Source organism: Legionella maceachernii, assembly GCF_900167045.1.
Lineage (GTDB): Bacteria > Pseudomonadota > Gammaproteobacteria > Legionellales > Legionellaceae > Tatlockia > Tatlockia maceachernii.
The window spans coordinates 106,447-125,306 of sequence record NZ_FUXJ01000003.1; the positions used below are offsets into that span (position 1 = coordinate 106,447).

Consider the following 18,860-nt stretch of genomic DNA (forward strand, 5'->3'; position numbering starts at 1 on the left):
AGAGGTATATTACACTTTGATTTCGTATGTTACTGTATAGCATGATCTTTTTTCGGGTTTTATATGCGCTCCATTCTTATCATCCTGGTATTAGCCCTCATTGGCTTACAATATAAATTGTGGCTTGGTGATGGGGGAATATTCCAGTGGATTGAGCTTGAGAAAAAATTGACTGTTCAGGAGAGTGAAAATGAAAAGCTCTTGGCCCGTAATCGCGCTATTGAGGCCGACATTATTGAGCTTAAAAGTGGTGATCAGGCTTTAGAAGAGCAAGCGCGTTATGAGTTAGGAATGATAAAAAGCGATGAGGTTTATTATCAATTTATTGATAACTGAACTAAGAGCCTATTCATTACCAAAATAAATTTTATATAAATTAACATAGGAATTATCTTCTTCCATTGTTTGTAATTGCTGATTAATTCGTTGAATCAAAGATGCCTTAGCCGGCAGGGCCATAATGCCTATGCCATCTCCGTAAGTCAATGGAGTACTCAATGTTTGAAATTGATTACCTCCATTTTGCACCCAATAATTGGCTGCTGAGCGATGAATAAATGCCGCGGAAATATCCCCATCATTTACGGCTGTGATTAAATCTTCCATGTCATTAAATTGTACGACTTGAAATAGATCACTAAAGTTATGTATTAAAAAATTGTAAATAGCGCTTCCTTCCAGTTCTCCCTTAATCACACCGACTTTTTTATTTTTTAAATCTTCAATCGAGTGGATATTACTGCTTTTTAAAGTCAGGAATTGACCTTTACTGAGCATATAAGGCAGGCTAAAAGTATATTTTGTTAGTCGTTCTGGAGAGATTGCAATCCCGGCGATAGCGATATCGACTTTTCCCATGTCTATAGAGGTAAATAATTGGTTGTAATTCATGGGATAAAATTCACAGGTTTCTTGTAAACGTTGGCAGATTGTTCGTATTAAATCAATATCGAATCCATCACCTGTCGACATGACAAAAGGGGGATAGAAAAATACAGTACCTACTTTGATGTTCGCATAAACAGGCGTGTGAAGAGAAAAAGAAAGGAGCAATCCTAATAAATGAATGTTAACTTTCATTCTATCAATCCCTTGCATTCACTGCAAAGTGGCTTGCGAGACCTCAAGATACAGTGAGATATTACTGCTTTTGTTTTAAACTTTAGACAGTTCTTTGAGTTTTGTAAAATCGCTCAGTAAGATAAAAGTACTCTAAATGGCAATAAACTCTTTAGGCAGGGTAGCAGGTGGATTGTCCCATAGACTGACCACATATCCTCCGCCTCCGGAACCCGTTGGCTTAACTGCCAAAGCCCCTAAATCAAGTAACATTTGCATATGTTGTTGTAAGGTCTCGCTAATGAGGCCCCATTCTTTAAAGCAGTGAGCAGCTTGCTGCATCGCTGCAGCCAATTCACTCAAAGAATGGGGTGTGTTTTTTTCTAAAGCAAATTTTGCTTTGATGGCGCTTTCATGCATCATTTGATCGATTAAAGCCGCCTTAATAGGATCTGCTTGCCATAATTGGCGAACTTGGTGAATGCAATGTGAAGTGATTCCGATTTGTCCACAAGAAGATAAAAACCAATGAGGAGACCAGGTAGGCTTTAGAGGGGTTATCTGACCTTGCTGAAAATACATACCTGTCTTAGCAGCTACACCTGCAATATCGAGACCGCTGCTTTTGCCATGAAATAAATCCTCTAAATTCTTAGCAAATGAAAAAACGGATTCATTTCCCAAGACATTTTGTGCTTCGAACCATCGTGCCACCGCCACACACAGGGCTGCAGATGCGCCTAAGCCCACGCCAATAGGGATATCATTGTAAAGATGAAAGTGCCCGCTTAAGCCATTGAGCGATTTCCCTAGCAATTGTTGGCCTTGCTCCAATACGCTCCAGAATAATAGGTGCATGTCTGAACCATGGGTGCCTTCATAATCTGCACTTAATTCGGAGCCTAAATTGCGATAGCTTAAATGTAGTTTTTTTTCTTCAATAGGAAAAACGAGAGCTCCGTGTTTGCGAAGAACAGCGTGCTCACCCGCAAGAATCCATTTGCCATAAGTCGTTGTTTGAAAATCATAGGACATCATAATTGCCAATTAAATAATCTTGTTTAAATCGAAGTGCCAATTCTGCTTGTTCAGGGCGGTAGAGTAAATGGATATTAGGACCGGCATCCATGGTGATAATGGGCCCATCGCCTTCGCGACCCCATAAGTTATGTAAAACTTGCAGTGCTTCTTCTACTTTTTCATTGATATAGGTAAAAGGTGGGACGCTGGTTGCAAATAAATTATGCATATCATGAAACTCGAGCCAGCAAATATGGTAAGCACTTGGCCAATCTTTTTCTTTCAGGGCTCTTAGCAGATTTTTTAGATTTTCAGATGCCCGTTGGCTACGGCCTTGATAATGACTTGAGTTTTTTACTCGTCTATGGGCTTCACTGGAGGGCACATGCTTTTCTAAATGACTGATCACAATGACTTCATGATGCAATTGCGTATAAGGAAGATCTATTGCTTTAACTGTTTCATCTTGCCAAAGTGCCCAGGGAGAGAAAAAAGAACGACACGATGAACCCGAACCTAACATACTTAGCCGTGCCTGCTCCTCAATTGCAGGAAGAGGTTGAGAAGTCAGTTCACTAAGAGCCAGTGCTGCGCACTTGGTCAAGGCGGCAAAACTAGATGCCGAACTGGCTAGGCCACTGCTTGTCGGGAAATTATTGCTCGAACGGACAACAAAAGATCCTGAGTAATTAAAATAAGCCTTGATGCGAGCTAAATGTTGAAGAAAACGCTCCTGAGCCTGAGAGGATAACACAAAGGGAGGAGCTCCTGGGATTTCTAAAGGCTCCCAAAAATCTTTTTTTCCTGCATGACTTTCAAGCAAGACGCTAGTTAAAAGATTATTTAACGTATAAGACAAGGATGGATTATCCGGACTATTGTTTTTATCATCTTTTTTACCCATATATTTTATAAGGGCAATATTAGCGGGTGCTTGGGCAAACCATTGCATGCCGACTTCTCCTTCTCAACTGATTCATTTCCACATTCCGCGGACAAATTCTAGAAACGTTCGTCAATAGGATCCCATACAAGGCATGGGACGCATAAAGGAAGGCTTACTAATGTCCGGGGGCATCATTCCAAAGAATTTTATGCAATTGTAATTGAAAGCGCACGGGCAATTTATCGTTTACTATCCAGTCAGCAAGTGTGGTTGGATTTAATTCATTCCAGCTAGGAGAAAAAAGTATTTGTGCGCGCCCTGATAAACGGTATTCTTTCATCATTTGGCAAGCCCATTCGTAATCTCCTCGACTACACAATACAAACTTGATTTGATCGCTTTGTTTCAGGTGATCCAAATTGGATAATAAATTTTTTGCACTTTCACCTGAGTCCGGTGTTTTTAAATCCATCACAACCATGACGCGTTTATCCACCTGAGAAATATCACGCGCTCCACTTGTTTCTAATGAAACTTGATAGCCTTTATCACACAACTGTTGTAAAAGAGGGATACAGCCTGGTTGTGCGAGAGGCTCTCCTCCGGTTACACAGACATATGAACATTCATAAGCCGCAATTTTAGTTAAAACGTCGCTGACCTGAGTGAGTTCTCCGCCATTAAAAGCATAGGCTGTATCGCAATATTGGCAGCGTAGTGGACAGCCTGTTAAACGAATAAAAACCGTGGGAAGACCCACGGTAGTTGATTCGCCTTGTAAAGAATGAAAAATTTCAGTAATACGTAGTTGGTTACTAACTTGCTTCATGAGACGCCTAAAGACTCCAATTTTGTTGCTGCTAATTGTGCAGTAGGTGTATCAGGATAGTTTTTTAACACCTGTTGAAGACGAAGCCTTGCTTCCCTTTCTTTCCCTGAGGCTGCAAGTGCATAACCGATTTTTAGGGTACTTGCTGCTGCTTTACTGGACGAAGGAAATTGCTTTAACACCGTTTCAAAATGGTCGATTGCTTTCGGGTAATTATTTTTAACCATGTAAAGTTCACCCAGCCAATACTGAGCATTTGCTGTGTAACCCCCTTGAGGGTATTGGGCTATGAATGCTTGCATGGCAACGAGAGCATCGTCAAAGCGCTTATTTTTCACCAATTCGTAAGCTGCTAGATAACTTATTTGCTCATTTGCGGGATTACTGTGCGAAGAATTAACTACCCCTGCAGTAATTTGTTTTTCTTGTGGTTGCGATGCAGGTTGGGTCGAAGAGACCGCAGGTACCGCAGGAGTTGCTGCTGCCGCTACTTTAGGTCCTAGAGTTAATTCTTGAGGTTGCTCCATCGGTGTGGATTGTGCGGATTGAATGGGCTTCGTCGCATCAGGGCGGAGGCGTGCATCCAAATCTTTATAGAAAGCTAATTGTTGCTGTTGCAGTGATTTTAAATCGTGCGCTTGGACTTCTAATTGGCCGCGTAACTCTTGAATATCTTGTTGTAAACCTTGTAGTTTATTGAGTAATTCAGCGTTATCGTTCGTGTGATCGCTATCATGATTATCGTGCGCAAGCGCAACTTCATCACCGGTATCAGTGTATTCATCAAGTTGTGCTTTGGCAACAGGCTGCTCTACAGCAGCCTGTTGATCGTCAAGGATAGCAAAATTTTCACTGTCATCAACTACAGGCGCTTCAGCAAAACCTTGCAAAGGAAAAACGCAGGTAATGCATAGGCTGAGTAGAAGTCGATGGAGCTTAATCATCGTGTTGCCTCATAAGTTAACTCAACACGACGATTCATTTTATGCGCTTCTTCGTCGTGACCAGTGTAAAGAGGGCGCTCCTTACCATAGCTCACTACACGAATTTGTTCTCGAGAAACGCCTGCCATGCGCAGTAAATTAGCCACTGTGTTAGCACGACGTTCACCCAGAGCAACGTTGTATTCGCGGCTACCTCGTTCATCCGTATGGCCTGCCAGTAGAACACGTGCGCCTGGATGTGATTGTAAATAGTCTGCTTGTGCCATTAGCGAGGGCTTGTATTTGGGCGCAAATGAAGCATCGTCATAAGCGAAGAGATAACGTTGATTGTGTGGTGCTTGCGTAGTGTAGGATTCACCAGGAGCTTGACCCGCAAATTGAGTAAATTGACCTAAACCGTGAGCGGAAGCCCCACCTTCACCATAACCAACGTCAGCGTTACCATGGTGCTTGGAACAGGATGCAAGCAGCACGACGCCTGCAACAACAAGTCCTAGCTTAAACGATCTGGCTTTCATCCGTTTTTCTCCTTCTTATTCATAATTACAAATCGATATAAAGAGCCACAATAGGAAATCAACCCACTCCGCTCAAAAATGTTCCCATTTTTTGCATACGTAATGGCGGCTAAGTCTGAACGGTTTATGCAAATAAATTGCCCTTCCTATTTTGAGCTATTACCCAATGGCGGCTCATTGTACAATTGTTTTATCCATTTCGCCATTATCCCAATGCGAATAAGTCAAACTCTGTTAGCTGCGATGAGAGTCAAGTTTGACCTGTGATACCACAAAAGTAGTTGCCTCAGCCGTAAAGTTTTTTGCGGCGATATTTGCAGCAGTTACACCACCATAAGGCGTATCGGTTGGGCATTTTACCTGTTGGCTAATTAATCGCGAAGCAACAACACGGTTATCATTGACATTCGACAAGACCACTTTAACAACCAAATCGACATGGCTGGGTTTTGTTAAAAAATTTTGTTGCAATTCAATAAGTTGGGTATCTAAACGATAATCAGTAGACTCCGAATGAGGGCTGGAGGTTACTGCATAAAAATAGCCGCTATGCTGTAAGCTTTGCGCAATGAGGGGTAACAACATTGCCGCTGGCGGGTCAACCCATGCATTGTTAACGAATGAACTTAGCTCAAAGGGTTTGTTAACGTATAACATGTCTTCATTGCCATAACCAGCGACCGCTTCTGGCGTAGCAACAAAAATGGATAATTTTGAAGGAGAAGAAGCCAGTCGTTTGTTACTGTATTCGCCTAGTTTGTATTCATTAGAAACAGGTGTTTTAATTGGGGAGCAACCTGCTAAAAACAAAAGCAGAACCCAGATAGTCAATTTATTCACAATTATTCTCCTGGTCCTGGTCGTGGGGGCGTAGTGCCTCGGATAATCACTGCAGGATTTTGCCGCATTTGTTTACTTATTTTCTCAAGATTAGCTGCGATAACATCCAGACGACGCACTAAAGTAATCACAGGAGGAACAGTCTGTTGAGAGATTTTGTCAATTGCTGTCTTGCCTGATTCCATAGTTGTAGAGACTTTATCGCCGGCAGTAGCGAGTGAAGTAGCCATCTTACTGAATTTTTTCAGGCCTGATTTAAGATCGGTCACAATTTCGGGAAAGTCATCACTCACATCTGCTGAATTATGGAGAAAAATTTCTGCACTCTTTATGGAGTGGTTAATGCTTGAACCGTTTTTAGCAAGAACATCGGTAAATGATCTTATATTCGCAAGTGTTCTATGTAAATTGTCTACATTTTCTTTGCTAAAGACCTGGCTGATTTTTAGGCTCACCTTGTTAACGTTAACAGAAACCTCTTTAAGGACTTTATCCAGCTGATTAAATAGAGAGGGTTTTGCGGGAATAATAGGGTATGGCTGATTAGGTGCAGCTCTTAATGGCGTCAGATCGGAGGATGTTGCTGATAGTCCTACATAAGTATTGCCAGTAATTCCTTGTGAAATCAAGGTGGCCATGGTACTTACTGTGATGGGGGTTCCTTCTTCAATATTCAGAAGAATTTCAACTTGTCGTGGGTCCTGGCGATTGAGCTCAATTTTGCTAACAAAACCCACTTTAACGCCGTTGTACTTAACAGGAGATTGTTCACTTAAACCTGATACGGCTTCACGCATAAATACGGCATAGGTATAGTACTTCTTTTGGTTGAAGCCAACGGACAGCCACAGTCCTGCAGCCACTAACGCGCCTGCAAGAATCAATACTGCTAAGCCAACCATTGTGTAATTGGTTTTTGCTTCCAAAAAAAGTGCTCCCGTTATTTTTATTTTTTCCACAGAATATAACCAAGATACTCTAAAGTATTCTGGGTATATACCAGTTTAAAGTCTACTGAAATAATCAGCAATCAATGGATGCGGATTTTTTATAAGTTCATCAAAAGGGGCGGCGCATAATATTTTCCCCTCTCCAATAAAGGCAATTCGATCTGCTATTTTTAATGACTCTAAATCATGACTTACCATCACAATGGTAAGGTTTAGCGCATCTCGTAAGAAGAGTATGAGCTGATCGAATTGCCTTGCACTGCGTGGGTCAAGTCCGGTGGTCGGCTCATCTAAAAACAGTAATTCAGGATCCATTGCTAATGCACGTGCTGCTGCGGCTCGTCGTTGCATACCTCCACTTAATTCAGCAGGGTATTTTCCTGCCGATTCTTTAGGTAGGCCGACTAAAGCAATTTTAAGCATGGCGAGTTCTTCCATGAAGCTTTTTTTCAATGCAGTAAATTCGTGCATCGGAAACATGATGTTTTCGAGTACATTCATTGCAGAAAAAAGCGCACTATGTTGAAACATCATACCCCAACGCCGGCGAAGCGCGTTAGCTTGATGTGCACTGAGATTTTGTATGTCTTCCCCAAAAATTTTTAAAGAACCCGCAGTTGGTTTTAAAAGCATCAGCAAGCTGCGAAGAATAGTTGTCTTACCGCTGCCGCTTCCGCCAATAATGGCAACAATCTCGTTTTTTTCCACAGTGAGATTAACATCAGAATGCACCCATTGCCCACCCAGGTAATTTTTTAATCCGGAAATTTCAATGACTGGTTCACTCATTAAATACCCATCCAGCTGTACACAACCGAATATATGGCATCGGCAACAATAATTAAAAATAAAGCCTGGACTACGCTTTTAGTGGTCTGAGGACCAATGGTATCACCGCTTGGTTGAACTCTGAAACCCTGAAAGCAACCAACCAGTGCAATGAGAATAGCAAAGGCCGGTGCCTTGTATAAGCCCAAAAGTAATTGATCCAACCCCACGGAATCTTTAAGGCGCGCTAAAAAGTCGAGATACCCCACATTAAGCATCCATTTAGACATTAAGAGGGCGCCGATAATGCTAAAAACATCTGACCAGAAGATGATCAGTGGAAAGATAAGTAATAAACCAATGACCTTCGGCATGACCAGTAGCTCAGTGGGAGAAAGTCCCATGGTTAAAAGGGCATCGACTTCTTCGTTTATTTTCATGCTACCCAATTGGGCAGTGAAGGCAGAGCTGGTTCTTCCAGCAACAATAATGGCAGTAATTAGTGGCGAGAATTCGCGGAATATAGCCATCCCTGATAAGTAAGCGATAAAAATATTGGCGCCGTACGTTTGCAATTGTAAACCCATTTGGTAGGCAAGCACGACACCAATAAGAAAAGACAGAAGCGCAATAATGGGTAAGGCTTGAATACCAGCTGAATGAATATTAGACACAATGCTTGGAAATTGGAATCGTCGCCAATAGCCTATTGCCTCGACAAATTTAGTGCTTAAATCCCCAATTAAAATAATCAAACCATCCATTTGTCTTATTTTATGAATGGTTTCTTCACCAATTCGATCAAGTATATTGCGCTGCTTGATTGGAGGAGGTCTATATTCCAGTACTTCTTTTTTTTCATCGACGAGGTTTAATAAAGCTTGCTGCTCCTCAGAGAAATGAATTAATTCAATTTCTTTATCTTGGTCTTTTAATAGTGCAATACAATGCATCAATGCTAAAGCACCGGAGCTATCAAATCGAGTAATAGAAGCACCGCTAATTTTTACTGTTTTTTCGGCGGGAATTGAAGTGAGATCAATTTGATTTAGCAAATCATTCAGTTTTAAAACAGACCAAGGTCCTTCACATTGATAGCAGTGATTTTCCTTATCAAAAATAAAATGCGTTTGCGTTTTTGCTTTAAGCATGGTCACTCAATTGAGCGGAAAAGCTTAGCATAATACGAATGAGTAGTTTACACAAAGGCCTAGAGTTACTTGAAGTTATTTTTGCAAAAATAAGTAGGTCATCCTTCGCGCAGCGAAGGAACTCCTTACTCTTGTAACCACTCTCTTCGGGGATTCGTCCATTCCGAACAACACTTCATGAACAACACTTCCGTCTAGTTGAAAAAATTAATATGTGTTAAAATCCAGGCCATTTTTCCTGATGCAGTAGACGGGTATGCAAGACGACTATAGCCAATTTGAAAAGCGCAAACAGGATCATATTGAGTTGGCTTTGATGAAAGCAAATCAAGCGAGCGAATTAAATGTTTTGGATAATTTAACATTAATCCATGAAGCACTTCCTGATCTTGATTTTGTAGAAATTACACTTACAAGCCACCGTTTTGGCAAACAAGTGGCTAAGCCTTTTTTTGTGAGCTCAATGACCGCTGGGCATCGTGGTTCGGTCAACATTAATCGTAATCTTGTCGAAGCCTGTGCAAAGAATGATTGGGCAATGGGTGTTGGTTCTCAGCGACGTGAGCTCACTGATAATCAAGCAGCTAGCGAATGGGCTAGTTTGCGTCGTGACTTCCCTCAAGTTAATCTTTTCAGTAACTTAGGAATCGCTCAGTTAATCCATACTCCTTTGGTACAAATTGAAGGCCTCACTGAGGCTTTACAAGCTGAGGCGCTGATTATTCATTGCAATCCCCTACAAGAAGCGATTCAACCTGAGGGTACTCCCCAATTTAAAGGTTGTTGGGATGCATTAGCTAATTTAGTCAAAAACCTGGCTGTACCTGTGATTGTGAAAGAAACAGGTTGTGGTTTTTCCTTAGAAACGTTAAAGCGTTTAAATGACATTGGTGTGGCAGCAGTGGATGTAAGTGGTCTCGGTGGTACCCATTGGGGAAGAATCGAAGGACATCGTGCCAGTGAGGGCAGTATCAAACAGAAAACAGCGGTTACTTTTCGCAATTGGGGTATTGATTCGGTGCAAACGGTTATTCAGGCTGCATCTTTAAACCCACGCTTTGAAATTTGGGGATCAGGCGGTGTCCGTAATGGTTTGGACGCAGCAAAATTAATTGCACTTGGGGCGACATCCGTGGGTTTTGCGAAACCAATGCTGGATGCGGCATTGGAGAGCGCTTCATCCGTCAATGAGCTTATGCAGTTAATCGAATATGAATTAAAGGTTGCTATGTTTTGTACTGGTAGCCGCGTACTCAGTGAGCTGAAGGAGAAGGCATGCCGTTAAGCAATCAAGCAGGTCAGTTATTTCAGGGGTTTTCTAAATTAACTCGTGAGGAAAGATTTCAACGTCTATTGGAGCTAGGCGCTTTGACTACGGAAGATGTCTATTATTTAAGCAACGGTGGTGTACAAGACACTGTTCTCGCGGATAAACTCATAGAGAATGTCATTGGCTATTTTCAACTTCCCTTAGGCGTCGCCACTAATTTTTCAATCGATGGTAGAGATTATGTGATTCCTTTAGCAGTGGAAGAAACATCAATCATCGCCGCCCTGTCAAAAACAGCCAAATGGATTAGGCAACAGGGTGAGATCACTACGCAAGTCGAGGGTGAATGCATTATTGGCCAAATACAATTAGCAAAAGTAAATGACTTACCGCGTTTTGAAGCCATTTTCCACGAAAATAAGCAGTTTTTAATAGAAAAAGCAAATGAAGAAGTCGCTGCTAGCATGGTAAAACGAGGTGGAGGCGTCGTTGATCTCCAGCTTCGTCGTCTTAAACGAGAAGACGAAGGTGAAATGATTGTTATTCATCTAATGATGAATAGTTGTGATGCCATGGGAGCGAACATCATCAACCAGGCTTTAGAATATTTAAAAGAACCTTTGGAGAAATTAACGGGTGAGCAAGTCACCATGTGTATTTTATCCAATTTAAATGATCAAAAATTAACAACAGCTAAAGTTGCCATTTATGATGTTGAGCCAGAGCTTGGTGAGCGTATTCAGGAAGCGTCGTTATTTGCTGAAATGGATCCCTATCGGGCAGCTACACACAATAAAGGGGTTATGAATGGCATCGATCCTGTTCTCATTGCTACGGGTAATGATTGGCGTGCTGTTGAGGCAGGTGTTCACGCCTATGCAACGCGCAACGGCCGTTATCAGGCAATTACTTGCTGGCGGTACGCGCAAGGTACCTTAACGGGTCATCTTACTGCCCCTATTATTGTTGGCACCGTCGGGGGAGTAACTGCTTTGCACCCGACGGCGAAACTGTGTTTACGCATGATGGGGATTGAATCGGCTAATCATTTATCCCGGGTAATTGCTGCTGTTGGCCTGGTACAGAATTTAGGTGCGCTTAGAGCCTTGTGTACTGAGGGCATCATCCAGGGGCATATGAAATTGCATATCGATAATCTGTTATTAGTTGCTGGAGCAACAGATAGCGAAATGCCCGTGTTAAAAGAGCAGTTGCAAAGATGGTTAACCACAAATAAGCGAATCAGCGTAAATAACGCATGTGCTCTCCTTACTGAAATTCGACAAGTACAGACTGCAACATGAAATGGCGTATCCCGGCAAAAACATTTTTACTCGGTGAATATGCAGCGGTAGCGGGAGGCCCTGCTATCCTTTTAACCACGTCGCCTTGCTTCGAGTTATCTCTTACTAATGATAATAGAATCCAGGGAATTCATCCGGATTCACCCGCAGGGCTTTGGTGGGCACATCATCGCCTTCCAGCACAAGGCGTGGTCTGGTGTGACCCTTATCAAGGTAAAGGCGGTCTTGGTGCGTCCAGTGCCCAATTTCTTGGTGCTTATTTGGCAAGCTGTCGCTCACTCCATATCGAACCTAGTCATAGGGCTTTATTGGATGCTTATTATCAGTGTGCTTGGCGAGGAGATGGATTAAAGCCCAGTGGTTATGATGTATTAGCTCAATCACAAAATCGTTGTGTCTATATTAATCGCGAACAGAAAACCATACAGTCTTATGATTGGCTTTTTAAGGATATTTCGTTTTTACTCTTGCATAGCGGTCAGAAGCTAGCCACTCATTATCATTTGAGAAGCATGAGTCTTCCACCTAAAATGAATCAATTATCAGCGACCGTAGAACTTGCTCAAGCCGCATTTGAACAAGCCAATAGCGAAGAATTGGTCAAGGCGGTAAACACTTATCAGCAGCAGTTAGCCGATTTGCATTTGGTGGCTCCGCATAGCTTAGAGTATATTGAAATTTTCAGATCCCAACCTGAGGTGTTAGCAGCGAAAGGGTGTGGCGCTTTAGGTGCTGATGTTTTATTGTTAATAGTGCCTAGTAATTATTTAAAATTAAAAGCAAAAAGTCTTGCCGTTGAAGGGTGGACCATTTTAGCCACGAGCGAGAATCTGTATACTGGGCGTGCTTTAATGAAAAATAAACCATATAAAACACTTGAAATTTTGCCTTAATCCGGTATGATTCCAGCCTCTTTAGGGCCGTTAGCTCAGGTGGTAGAGCAGGAGGCTTTTAACCTCTGTGTCATAGGTTCGAATCCTATACGGCCCACCATTTTGACCAACACTTTGTAATAGCTCAGCTTAACTGTTGGATTTGAAAAATCAGCTGAGCAATAAAATGTTTTGTCAAAATAAAGCGTTAAAAAAATGTTCTATAAGGGCCGTTAGCTCAGGTGGTAGAGCAGGAGGCTTTTAACCTCTGTGTCATAGGTTCGAATCCTATACGGCCCACCATTCGTGACAGAATATTTCTTAAAATATCACCATAATGCGCTCGTAGCTCAGCTGGATAGAGTACTTGGCTTCGAACCAAGGTGTCGGGGGTTCGAGTCCCTCCGAGCGCGCCATTTAACTGTTTTAAATCAATGAGTTATGTAATATTTTTATATCTCTCAATTGTATATTTTTAGTCACTGTGACTAAAACGTGCCTTAAAGTCGGGTCTTTCCCATTTCCGGGGGCATCTTTAATCAGCCACAGAGCACCCTAACACGCGTTCTATAATTTTCAAAGTTTTTAAATCCATAGGCTCTACGTTGAATGAGTTTCATTTTTCGATGAAAGCCTTCAGTTATTCCATTATTTTTAGTAAACCGCAGCATTCTAGCGACTTCCTCTCTCCATTTAAACAAGGTATTTCCCAAGGTTTGTAACGGTTGAAAAGGGCTTTGTCGCAGGTCATTAATCATTTCCAGGAAACGAGGTAATAATCGTTTGCACTCTTTAGCGGTGCAATGCTTTTTGGACAATAGCTGATGTAATTCTTGTTTAAAATCATAAATTGCGGCAATAGCTGGCTGATGCTCAAGATAGTTATTACGCAGAGCCACTCGTTTAGCAGTTAAGTTCTCTGAGTTGGTTTTAAGCGCTGCTAATAAACCTCGCTGATATTCTAGAGTGGGGTCAATTTGATGATAGGTTTGTAAGGTAAACTGATTAATAAGCCTTATCACATGGAACCTATCCGCTACGATGTGGGCATTGGGAAAGTGTTGTTTCACGAGTGCTCGATAGCTCGTGCTTAAATCAATACAAACGACTTTCACTCGCTCTTTGCCCTCTAAGTTTTTAAAATAGTCCTTTAAGTCTGCCGAAGAGCGCCCTTTAACAATATCGTATACTTTATGTTTTTTAAGGTCGCAAAGTGTCGTGGCATAGCCTTGTTTACGGCTAAAGGAATGCTCATCTATCCCAAGGACAATCGGGCAAGGTGTATTTTTTAGTTCGCCTTCTTGTTCGCGATAATGTTGCTGATACCAACGTTCAATCGTTGCTTTACCTTTGTTGTATTGCAAAGCCAAATCTTTCTGCGATATTCCACGAGTATGGTCGTGGAAAACCGCAGCCTGCAAACGCCAGGTCGAGCGTTGATACTTTTTTATTCCGGGAAATTGCTGGTTCCCATAACGCTTACAGCGATTGCAATACACTTTATACGCTTTAAAGTGTAACTCGCTTCGACGATGGCCAATTAATTCATGTGCTACACGTCTTATGTACGATGCTTTTTTACGAACCTCCTTACTTGCGCAATGGCTACAAAGTGCTTTGCGATTATAAGATAACTCCAAAATTTAGGGCTGATAACCACTTATTTTTTGATAGTAAATCCAGGTAAATTTAGGATAAGATCATTTTTCGGCACTTTAATCTCCTTTTGAATGCGAAATCAAAGGGTTAGTCTATACTAACTCGATTAAAGTGCCCCTTTTTTGAGAATGAACCATGTATTTTAATGTTGCAATATATGTTAATTTTGATAAAATTGGACTTTTTATGAGTTACGGTATTTATGTCGGGTAAAGGTAAGCGTAGTGCGGATTCATTAGAGGAATCTGTTAAGACAAGTCATCCACCTCAAGGAAGAAAAAATTTAGCAGCACAAAGTGAGACTGCATCCTCCTCATCCAAATCTGATAATAATTCCGGCTTAGATGAAAGACCCAAGGCAACAAAATGTCCACGAAATGGAAGGCCTCCAGCTACCAAAACACCGCAAAAAGCGCCCCGTTACAGCGTTGCGAGTTTGCCGAATTCTCTCTTTTTTTCTTCCTTGAGTGAAGAGTTACAATCCTCTTCAACGACTAGTTCTTTGGTAAGAAGTAGCAGCTCAACAACTATACCGCCACAAGAAGCAACCGCTCCATCGAAAAGAACTCATCTGGTTACTGAAGAGGTAGTATGTAGCGCAAAAAGTATTTTGGATAATAAATATGCAAACAAGGAAAAAACAAAACACTCCTGGAATGTAGACGGGGCATTATTAATTAGTGGTTTTATCAATAGCTTACATCGTAAACCGAGGAGCAAACTGTATTTAATACCTCACGCTGGAAATAGATTTCGTATTTTTGGTGAACTATCAGATGTAAATGCATTTACAACTCAATTAAACGACTGGGTAAATGACTATTTTAAGATGGGTAGAAAGCTATTCTATGTTGAAGATAATCGTATATCCACAAAGATATTCATCAAGGAAAAAGATTTTAAAGACCTAGCTTATCGCTTAGAAATTGCTACGCTATTTAATTTATTTGATTCTAATGCATTTCTTACTCTATTTGCTATGCGGATAATAAATAATAAAAATGTCGAGAAAAATTTTTCCTATTTATTTCATTTCATATTTGATCAAAATTGGGAAAAAGCAATTAAAAAAAACTATAAAAATATAAATGTTCACTTAACAGAAGAGCGGGAAAAATTTTCCTATTGTTTTTTTATTCATGATAGCTATGAAAATTGGAAAGAAGCCCATACCAAGTTTTATGGAAAAAATAAAATTAATCATACCGAGTTTCGCTATTTTGCGCAGTTATATCAACGCTTAGAAACGGTATTAAAGCTACCTAAAGTGGATTTTTGTCGCTTAGAAAATGAGATGATAGATGCTATTCCCGTGTTTGCTCCATAAATGAATTAAAAAAAGATAAAGATCATGCCTCACAATTCTCGATCTCATTTTCTCGAACTTAAATTTTCCGATGAGCCCGAAGAAAACGGAAAATATCGCGTTTATTCTGAAAATTTTCAAATTAATGATGTTGCCTCACGCGTGTTTGGGTTACCGGATAATTGTTTTGAAGTAGAGGGATTAAGTTATTATAGTCTTACAGGTATCTGGATTTCAGAGAAGAATAAAAAAAAGTATGATGAAGTTAAGCAATTATCGTTAATTATACCTGGATTTTTTGATCGTCAGCCTGTATACATGCGTCGTTTTGTGAAGGTTCTGGGTAACCAAGGCCAAGAATGGTTTTTAAGTTTTCATTTTCGTGAATTACCGCAAGTGGGTTCAGTTAATAGTTGGATCAAAGAGTTTTCTGACTCTCAGATAAAGCTAATATTTCAAGAATCTCGAGAATATCGTTGTTTATTTTTGAGTAAAGCAAATTATGAGCTTTTCAGCAAATACATCAATGAAAAATTGTCTTTTCTACCTGAGTTGCTCAGTCTTGATGACTTAATTACTACCGTAACAAAATACCCTTATAGGTTAAGCCAAGAAATACTACCGAAATTGATGGAGCTCAAAGAGGGTAAGCGGGTATTTGATCCGGTCAAGAAAGTTTATACTCCGTTATCTGCTGCTTGGCTGGTCTTTGAGAAGCATTCTGAGGATAAATATTTTGTCGATAAGCATTGTGATAATCCAGTATATAGAATTAAAAGTATTAAAAGAAAATTTAGTAAATGGGGGATCAACCTAACTACCTTACGTCTGGAAGATTATACCGATGAAAATAATAATGTTAGAACTGCCATTTTTGTAAGCAAAAAAGAAAAACGTATTATTAAAGATAAGTCAGAAGAAGTTGATTTATTTGGCTTAGAAAAAGCATCCAATTATGCATCTCGTTTTTTTGTTAAACACAATTCTGGTGGCAAAACTCAATATATTAGTTTCCTCTTAGGCAACCAGGAAGTTCAAAACTGTAAACCGTTTCTCAGAAAGATAGTAATGCCTGAAATCAATATTGAGGATAACTCATTTATTTATTCAGAAGAGCAATATGCACGCTATGTGAATTATTTTGCAGATAAAGATCAAAGAGTGCGTGAGCCGGTTTCTATTCGCGAATTTGCAAAACTAATTCAAGTTAAACATAGTCGCTCAATCCCTCATCCAGTAAGTAAACTATTAAAAGGTTCTCTATCCTTAGAAAGTAATTTTCAACATGGCAGCCGATCTAAAAAAAGATACTTAGCGCTACTAGAAGCAAAGCAAGATTTGGCTTCAGCACTTAATCAATCAGCTACACCCAGTACAGCGCCAATTGCTATTGAAGAGGTGAAGCAAAAAGCAGCTTTACTGCCATCTCCCGCGCTTAATAAAACAGATTTCGCACAGAATAAAAAGTTAAAGACGGATACTTCGTCGCGAGTTAAAAGTAAACGTCTAATAGAAAGCCCTCCCGATTCACCTGTATTCAAGCAGCAAATTTCAATGCCATCAGCACAGCAGATGAATCCACCTGCTCTTCGACAGCCAAGAAAAAGGTTTATAGAGTCTCCTCCCTCATCTCCTGAATTCCAACATAATGCTAATGGCGAGTTTTCACAAGTCGATCAGTCAAATGAATTAGCCGTGGCTGCTAGATTATTAACAACCTTTTCTGGATCATTTCATAACACCTCCAATAAGCGATTTAAGCAAGAACTAGAAATACAATCTTCTTCGGAACCATTTGTTCCTCGGCCAATTAAACAAGAAATATTTAAATTGAATACCGATAATATAATAGCTCAAATGCGAAAATTACTTTTGCCTTATATAAAAGATAAAACCGCTAAGAGAAATTGTGGAAATGTGACTTACCAATGCATTCTTACCTTAGAAAAGCTAATTAAGGGAGAATCGGTTGAGAAGCTTAGTATTAGTCGGAGGGACACCGGCAAAGATCAATCAACACAAAGCATTCAATATCTCACTGCGATTAAGCAAGAGCAAACGAATCATTTACGTATTAATGCAGTCGCTATGAGATGTACTAAAGGATTACATTCGGCTTTGCCATTTTTTCAGGAATATGAAGTTTGCGATATTGATAACCCTAAAGAGGATGCAAAAACCGAAATTCATATTGATCCGGATCAAGTGCCGTTTCAACGCGTTCGATATGATCAAGTGAATACTGAATTAAAAGATAAAGCCGCGCAAAATCAAATGGCATTGATTGGTCAATTAGATTTTATCGATTGCTATAATAGTAAAGAAGGGCATGTTATTGCCTTTTTAGCGACGGCCGAAAATGTTTTTTATTTCGAAATTGATCGATTATATAGTACGGATCCTATTTTAACTGACATTGGAGCGGAATATTTGTTTGATGATCTAAATGGTGAATACCTGACTGAGTGCCATTATATAATTCATAATCGATTCAAAGTCGAACTTGAAAATCAACCCACTATATCTTTTGCATGTCGTTAAGCCTTTAAGAACTCCCTTTCACGCTAGTTTGAATGTTTGGGATAGGCGTAAATTGCGAAACCCTTGGTCTATTAGTTTTAAGATACCATTTTATTAGTGAACAAATTATTCAATTACGATTCAATTAGTTGAATTTTTATTTTGCATTTTCGGACCAGATGCGGCGCGTAATGAACTTGTTGAGAAAAACTTTGAGAAGCTTACTTTTACAAAAGCATCTAATGTGGTTTTAAGTTTATCAATATCAATTAGATCAGCCATCAAATTACTCCGCTAATTAGTTTTTTATCTAACAAAAAGAAAAGCAAACTTACTTTTGTTCTACAACCGGTTTTCCATTTACTTTTTGTAATAGTTTCTACGATTTTAGGTGAAAGGTTTAAGCTTTTTGCTATTGATTTCATGCTTTTTCCTTCTAGCATGAGTAGCAAAAACGTTGTTTCTCTAAGGAAAGATGTATTTTTTGTTCATAGTGCTGAATAACCAATTATCTTGGGAGAATTTCTTCTCTGAAACGACTTAACTTTTCGGTAAACAATCCGCATGGCTACTACAAAAAGTTAATTTTTCTTTTAATATTATCAGATTATTACAGCATAAGTCATGAATAAATTTCTTTGCTTGCATTCTAAAATAAATAACGAACCTCTTTAGTAACTGAATATGATTGATATAAAAATTTTTCATCCCATGATTATCAAGATCTGCTCCAAAAGAGACGATCTCAATGTAGTCGCCAAAATGAAGAGATAAACTGATCCCATTGCCAATCCCTAGTTTATAAAGTTTATTGAGCAATGTATCTTGACGGCTAGTTGGCCATAGATTTATCGAGATTTTTCCCTGCATACCATTCCTTATGATACTTCTGAAATAGGAACCTAACTCTTGGAGTGGTCACTGTTTTAGCTTACATTTATAAGCAATCTAGTTCTTGTTCAAA

18 protein-coding genes, 3 tRNA genes and 2 pseudogenes are annotated in these 18,860 nt (G+C 40.0%); 9 read left to right on the forward strand and 14 right to left on the reverse strand.

Annotation, left to right across the window (positions count from 1 at the left end):
* Positions 1 to 63: 63 nt before the first annotated feature.
* A complete protein-coding gene (gene ftsB, locus B5D33_RS02200) occupies positions 64 to 336 on the forward strand; it encodes a cell division protein FtsB (RefSeq protein WP_058452703.1) in 273 nt (90 codons plus the stop codon).
* Between the two features lie 9 nt (positions 337 to 345).
* On the opposite strand, the gene B5D33_RS02205 is transcribed toward ftsB, so the two are convergent.
* From B5D33_RS02205 to B5D33_RS02250, 10 genes are all read right to left on the reverse strand, one after another.
* A complete protein-coding gene (locus B5D33_RS02205; protein WP_058452704.1) occupies positions 346 to 1,080 on the reverse strand; it encodes a transporter substrate-binding domain-containing protein in 735 nt (244 codons plus the stop codon).
* A gap of 132 nt (positions 1,081 to 1,212) precedes the next feature.
* A complete protein-coding gene (locus B5D33_RS02210; protein WP_058452705.1) occupies positions 1,213 to 2,094 on the reverse strand; it encodes a mevalonate kinase family protein in 882 nt (293 codons plus the stop codon).
* A complete protein-coding gene (locus B5D33_RS02215) occupies positions 2,084 to 3,031 on the reverse strand; it encodes a diphosphomevalonate decarboxylase (protein ID WP_058452706.1) in 948 nt (315 codons plus the stop codon). Before B5D33_RS02215 ends, B5D33_RS02210 begins: the two co-directional genes overlap by 11 nt.
* Positions 3,032 to 3,140: 109 nt before the next feature.
* Positions 3,141 to 3,794, reverse strand: coding sequence for a 7-carboxy-7-deazaguanine synthase QueE (queE, locus tag B5D33_RS02220; protein ID WP_058452707.1), 654 nt, complete (start codon positions 3,792 to 3,794; stop codon positions 3,141 to 3,143).
* Entirely contained in the window at positions 3,791 to 4,738 is a 948-nt protein-coding gene (ybgF, locus tag B5D33_RS02225) for a tol-pal system protein YbgF (protein WP_058452708.1), read from the reverse strand. Before ybgF ends, queE begins: the two co-directional genes overlap by 4 nt.
* On the reverse strand, positions 4,735 to 5,256 hold the full coding sequence (gene pal / locus B5D33_RS16940; RefSeq protein WP_058452709.1) for a peptidoglycan-associated lipoprotein Pal: 522 nt from the start codon (positions 5,254 to 5,256) through the stop codon (positions 4,735 to 4,737). Before pal ends, ybgF begins: the two co-directional genes overlap by 4 nt.
* Positions 5,257 to 5,490: 234 nt before the next feature.
* The gene (locus B5D33_RS02235) at positions 5,491 to 6,096 is read right to left on the reverse strand and encodes an ABC-type transport auxiliary lipoprotein family protein (RefSeq protein WP_115304870.1); all 606 of its coding nucleotides are present in this window, start codon (positions 6,094 to 6,096) and stop codon (positions 5,491 to 5,493) included.
* 2 nt (positions 6,097 to 6,098) lie between these two features.
* Positions 6,099 to 7,022, reverse strand: coding sequence for an MlaD family protein (locus B5D33_RS02240; protein WP_115304956.1), 924 nt, complete (start codon positions 7,020 to 7,022; stop codon positions 6,099 to 6,101).
* A 78-nt stretch (positions 7,023 to 7,100) separates the two neighbouring features.
* Positions 7,101 to 7,835 carry an ABC transporter ATP-binding protein gene (locus B5D33_RS02245; RefSeq protein WP_058452711.1) on the reverse strand — a complete coding sequence of 245 codons (735 nt, stop codon included), beginning with the start codon at positions 7,833 to 7,835 and terminating at the stop codon, positions 7,101 to 7,103.
* Positions 7,835 to 8,965: an ABC transporter permease gene (locus tag B5D33_RS02250; RefSeq protein ID WP_058452712.1), complete on the reverse strand. Its 1,131-nt coding sequence runs from the start codon at positions 8,963 to 8,965 to the stop codon at positions 7,835 to 7,837. Before B5D33_RS02250 ends, B5D33_RS02245 begins: the two co-directional genes overlap by 1 nt.
* A gap of 256 nt (positions 8,966 to 9,221) precedes the next feature.
* Between B5D33_RS02250 and fni the strand changes: the two genes are divergently transcribed.
* From fni to B5D33_RS02280, 6 genes are all read left to right on the forward strand, one after another.
* Complete coding sequence (fni, locus tag B5D33_RS02255; protein WP_058452713.1) at positions 9,222 to 10,250, forward strand: type 2 isopentenyl-diphosphate Delta-isomerase; 1,029 nt, start codon at positions 9,222 to 9,224, stop codon at positions 10,248 to 10,250.
* Positions 10,241 to 11,539 (forward strand): hydroxymethylglutaryl-CoA reductase, degradative, encoded by a 1,299-nt coding sequence (locus tag B5D33_RS02260; protein WP_058452714.1) that lies wholly within the window; start codon positions 10,241 to 10,243, stop codon positions 11,537 to 11,539. Before fni ends, B5D33_RS02260 begins: the two co-directional genes overlap by 10 nt.
* Positions 11,536 to 12,432, forward strand: a complete 897-nt coding sequence (locus B5D33_RS02265) for a mevalonate kinase family protein (RefSeq protein WP_058452715.1) — start codon at positions 11,536 to 11,538, stop codon at positions 12,430 to 12,432. The genes B5D33_RS02260 and B5D33_RS02265 overlap by 4 nt, the downstream gene beginning before the upstream one ends.
* Before the next feature lie 24 nt (positions 12,433 to 12,456).
* A tRNA-Lys gene (locus B5D33_RS02270) sits at positions 12,457 to 12,532 on the forward strand.
* 106 nt (positions 12,533 to 12,638) lie between these two features.
* A tRNA-Lys gene (locus B5D33_RS02275) sits at positions 12,639 to 12,714 on the forward strand.
* Positions 12,715 to 12,750: 36 nt separating this feature from the next.
* Positions 12,751 to 12,827, forward strand: a tRNA-Arg gene (locus B5D33_RS02280).
* A 123-nt stretch (positions 12,828 to 12,950) separates the two neighbouring features.
* Here B5D33_RS02280 and B5D33_RS02285 read toward each other — a convergent pair.
* Positions 12,951 to 14,125, reverse strand: a pseudogene (locus B5D33_RS02285) (ISL3 family transposase).
* Between the two features lie 147 nt (positions 14,126 to 14,272).
* On the opposite strand from B5D33_RS02285, the gene B5D33_RS02290 reads away from it, so the two are divergent.
* Positions 14,273 to 15,397 (forward strand): hypothetical protein, encoded by a 1,125-nt coding sequence (locus B5D33_RS02290; RefSeq protein WP_058452717.1) that lies wholly within the window; start codon positions 14,273 to 14,275, stop codon positions 15,395 to 15,397.
* Between the two features lie 141 nt (positions 15,398 to 15,538).
* The gene (locus B5D33_RS02295; RefSeq protein ID WP_133140946.1) at positions 15,539 to 17,917 is read left to right on the forward strand and encodes a hypothetical protein; all 2,379 of its coding nucleotides are present in this window, start codon (positions 15,539 to 15,541) and stop codon (positions 17,915 to 17,917) included.
* A 120-nt stretch (positions 17,918 to 18,037) separates the two neighbouring features.
* Here B5D33_RS02295 and B5D33_RS16520 read toward each other — a convergent pair whose 3' ends face one another.
* The 3 genes and pseudogenes from B5D33_RS16520 to B5D33_RS02305 form a co-directional block, all read right to left on the reverse strand.
* Positions 18,038 to 18,178: a hypothetical protein gene (locus B5D33_RS16520; protein ID WP_156415013.1), complete on the reverse strand. Its 141-nt coding sequence runs from the start codon at positions 18,176 to 18,178 to the stop codon at positions 18,038 to 18,040.
* Positions 18,178 to 18,351: pseudogene (locus B5D33_RS02300) on the reverse strand (helix-turn-helix transcriptional regulator); the annotation flags it as partial. The pseudogene B5D33_RS02300 and the gene B5D33_RS16520, both read right to left, overlap by 1 nt.
* A gap of 85 nt (positions 18,352 to 18,436) precedes the next feature.
* The gene (locus tag B5D33_RS02305; protein ID WP_058452719.1) at positions 18,437 to 18,766 is read right to left on the reverse strand and encodes a hypothetical protein; all 330 of its coding nucleotides are present in this window, start codon (positions 18,764 to 18,766) and stop codon (positions 18,437 to 18,439) included.
* Positions 18,767 to 18,860: the final 94 nt, after the last annotated feature.

What these genes read in the sequence shown, in the direction of transcription:
- B5D33_RS02305 (WP_058452719.1), bottom strand. Translation starts at nt 18,766, where the DNA reads ATGCAGGGAAAAATCTCGATAAATCTATGGCCAACTAGCCGTCAAGAT.
- ftsB (WP_058452703.1), top strand. Translation starts at nt 64, where the DNA reads ATGCGCTCCATTCTTATCATCCTGGTATTAGCCCTCATTGGCTTACAA.
- fni (WP_058452713.1), top strand. Translation starts at nt 9,222, where the DNA reads ATGCAAGACGACTATAGCCAATTTGAAAAGCGCAAACAGGATCATATT.
- B5D33_RS02265 (WP_058452715.1), top strand. Translation starts at nt 11,536, where the DNA reads ATGAAATGGCGTATCCCGGCAAAAACATTTTTACTCGGTGAATATGCA.
- queE (WP_058452707.1), bottom strand. Translation starts at nt 3,794, where the DNA reads ATGAAGCAAGTTAGTAACCAACTACGTATTACTGAAATTTTTCATTCT.
- B5D33_RS16520 (WP_156415013.1), bottom strand. Translation starts at nt 18,178, where the DNA reads ATGGCTGATCTAATTGATATTGATAAACTTAAAACCACATTAGATGCT.
- B5D33_RS02245 (WP_058452711.1), bottom strand. Translation starts at nt 7,835, where the DNA reads ATGAGTGAACCAGTCATTGAAATTTCCGGATTAAAAAATTACCTGGGT.
- pal (WP_058452709.1), bottom strand. Translation starts at nt 5,256, where the DNA reads ATGAAAGCCAGATCGTTTAAGCTAGGACTTGTTGTTGCAGGCGTCGTG.
- B5D33_RS02250 (WP_058452712.1), bottom strand. Translation starts at nt 8,965, where the DNA reads ATGCTTAAAGCAAAAACGCAAACGCATTTTATTTTTGATAAGGAAAAT.
- B5D33_RS02205 (WP_058452704.1), bottom strand. Translation starts at nt 1,080, where the DNA reads ATGAAAGTTAACATTCATTTATTAGGATTGCTCCTTTCTTTTTCTCTT.
- B5D33_RS02260 (WP_058452714.1), top strand. Translation starts at nt 10,241, where the DNA reads ATGCCGTTAAGCAATCAAGCAGGTCAGTTATTTCAGGGGTTTTCTAAA.
- B5D33_RS02290 (WP_058452717.1), top strand. Translation starts at nt 14,273, where the DNA reads ATGTCGGGTAAAGGTAAGCGTAGTGCGGATTCATTAGAGGAATCTGTT.
- B5D33_RS02215 (WP_058452706.1), bottom strand. Translation starts at nt 3,031, where the DNA reads ATGCAATGGTTTGCCCAAGCACCCGCTAATATTGCCCTTATAAAATAT.
- B5D33_RS02210 (WP_058452705.1), bottom strand. Translation starts at nt 2,094, where the DNA reads ATGTCCTATGATTTTCAAACAACGACTTATGGCAAATGGATTCTTGCG.
- ybgF (WP_058452708.1), bottom strand. Translation starts at nt 4,738, where the DNA reads ATGATTAAGCTCCATCGACTTCTACTCAGCCTATGCATTACCTGCGTT.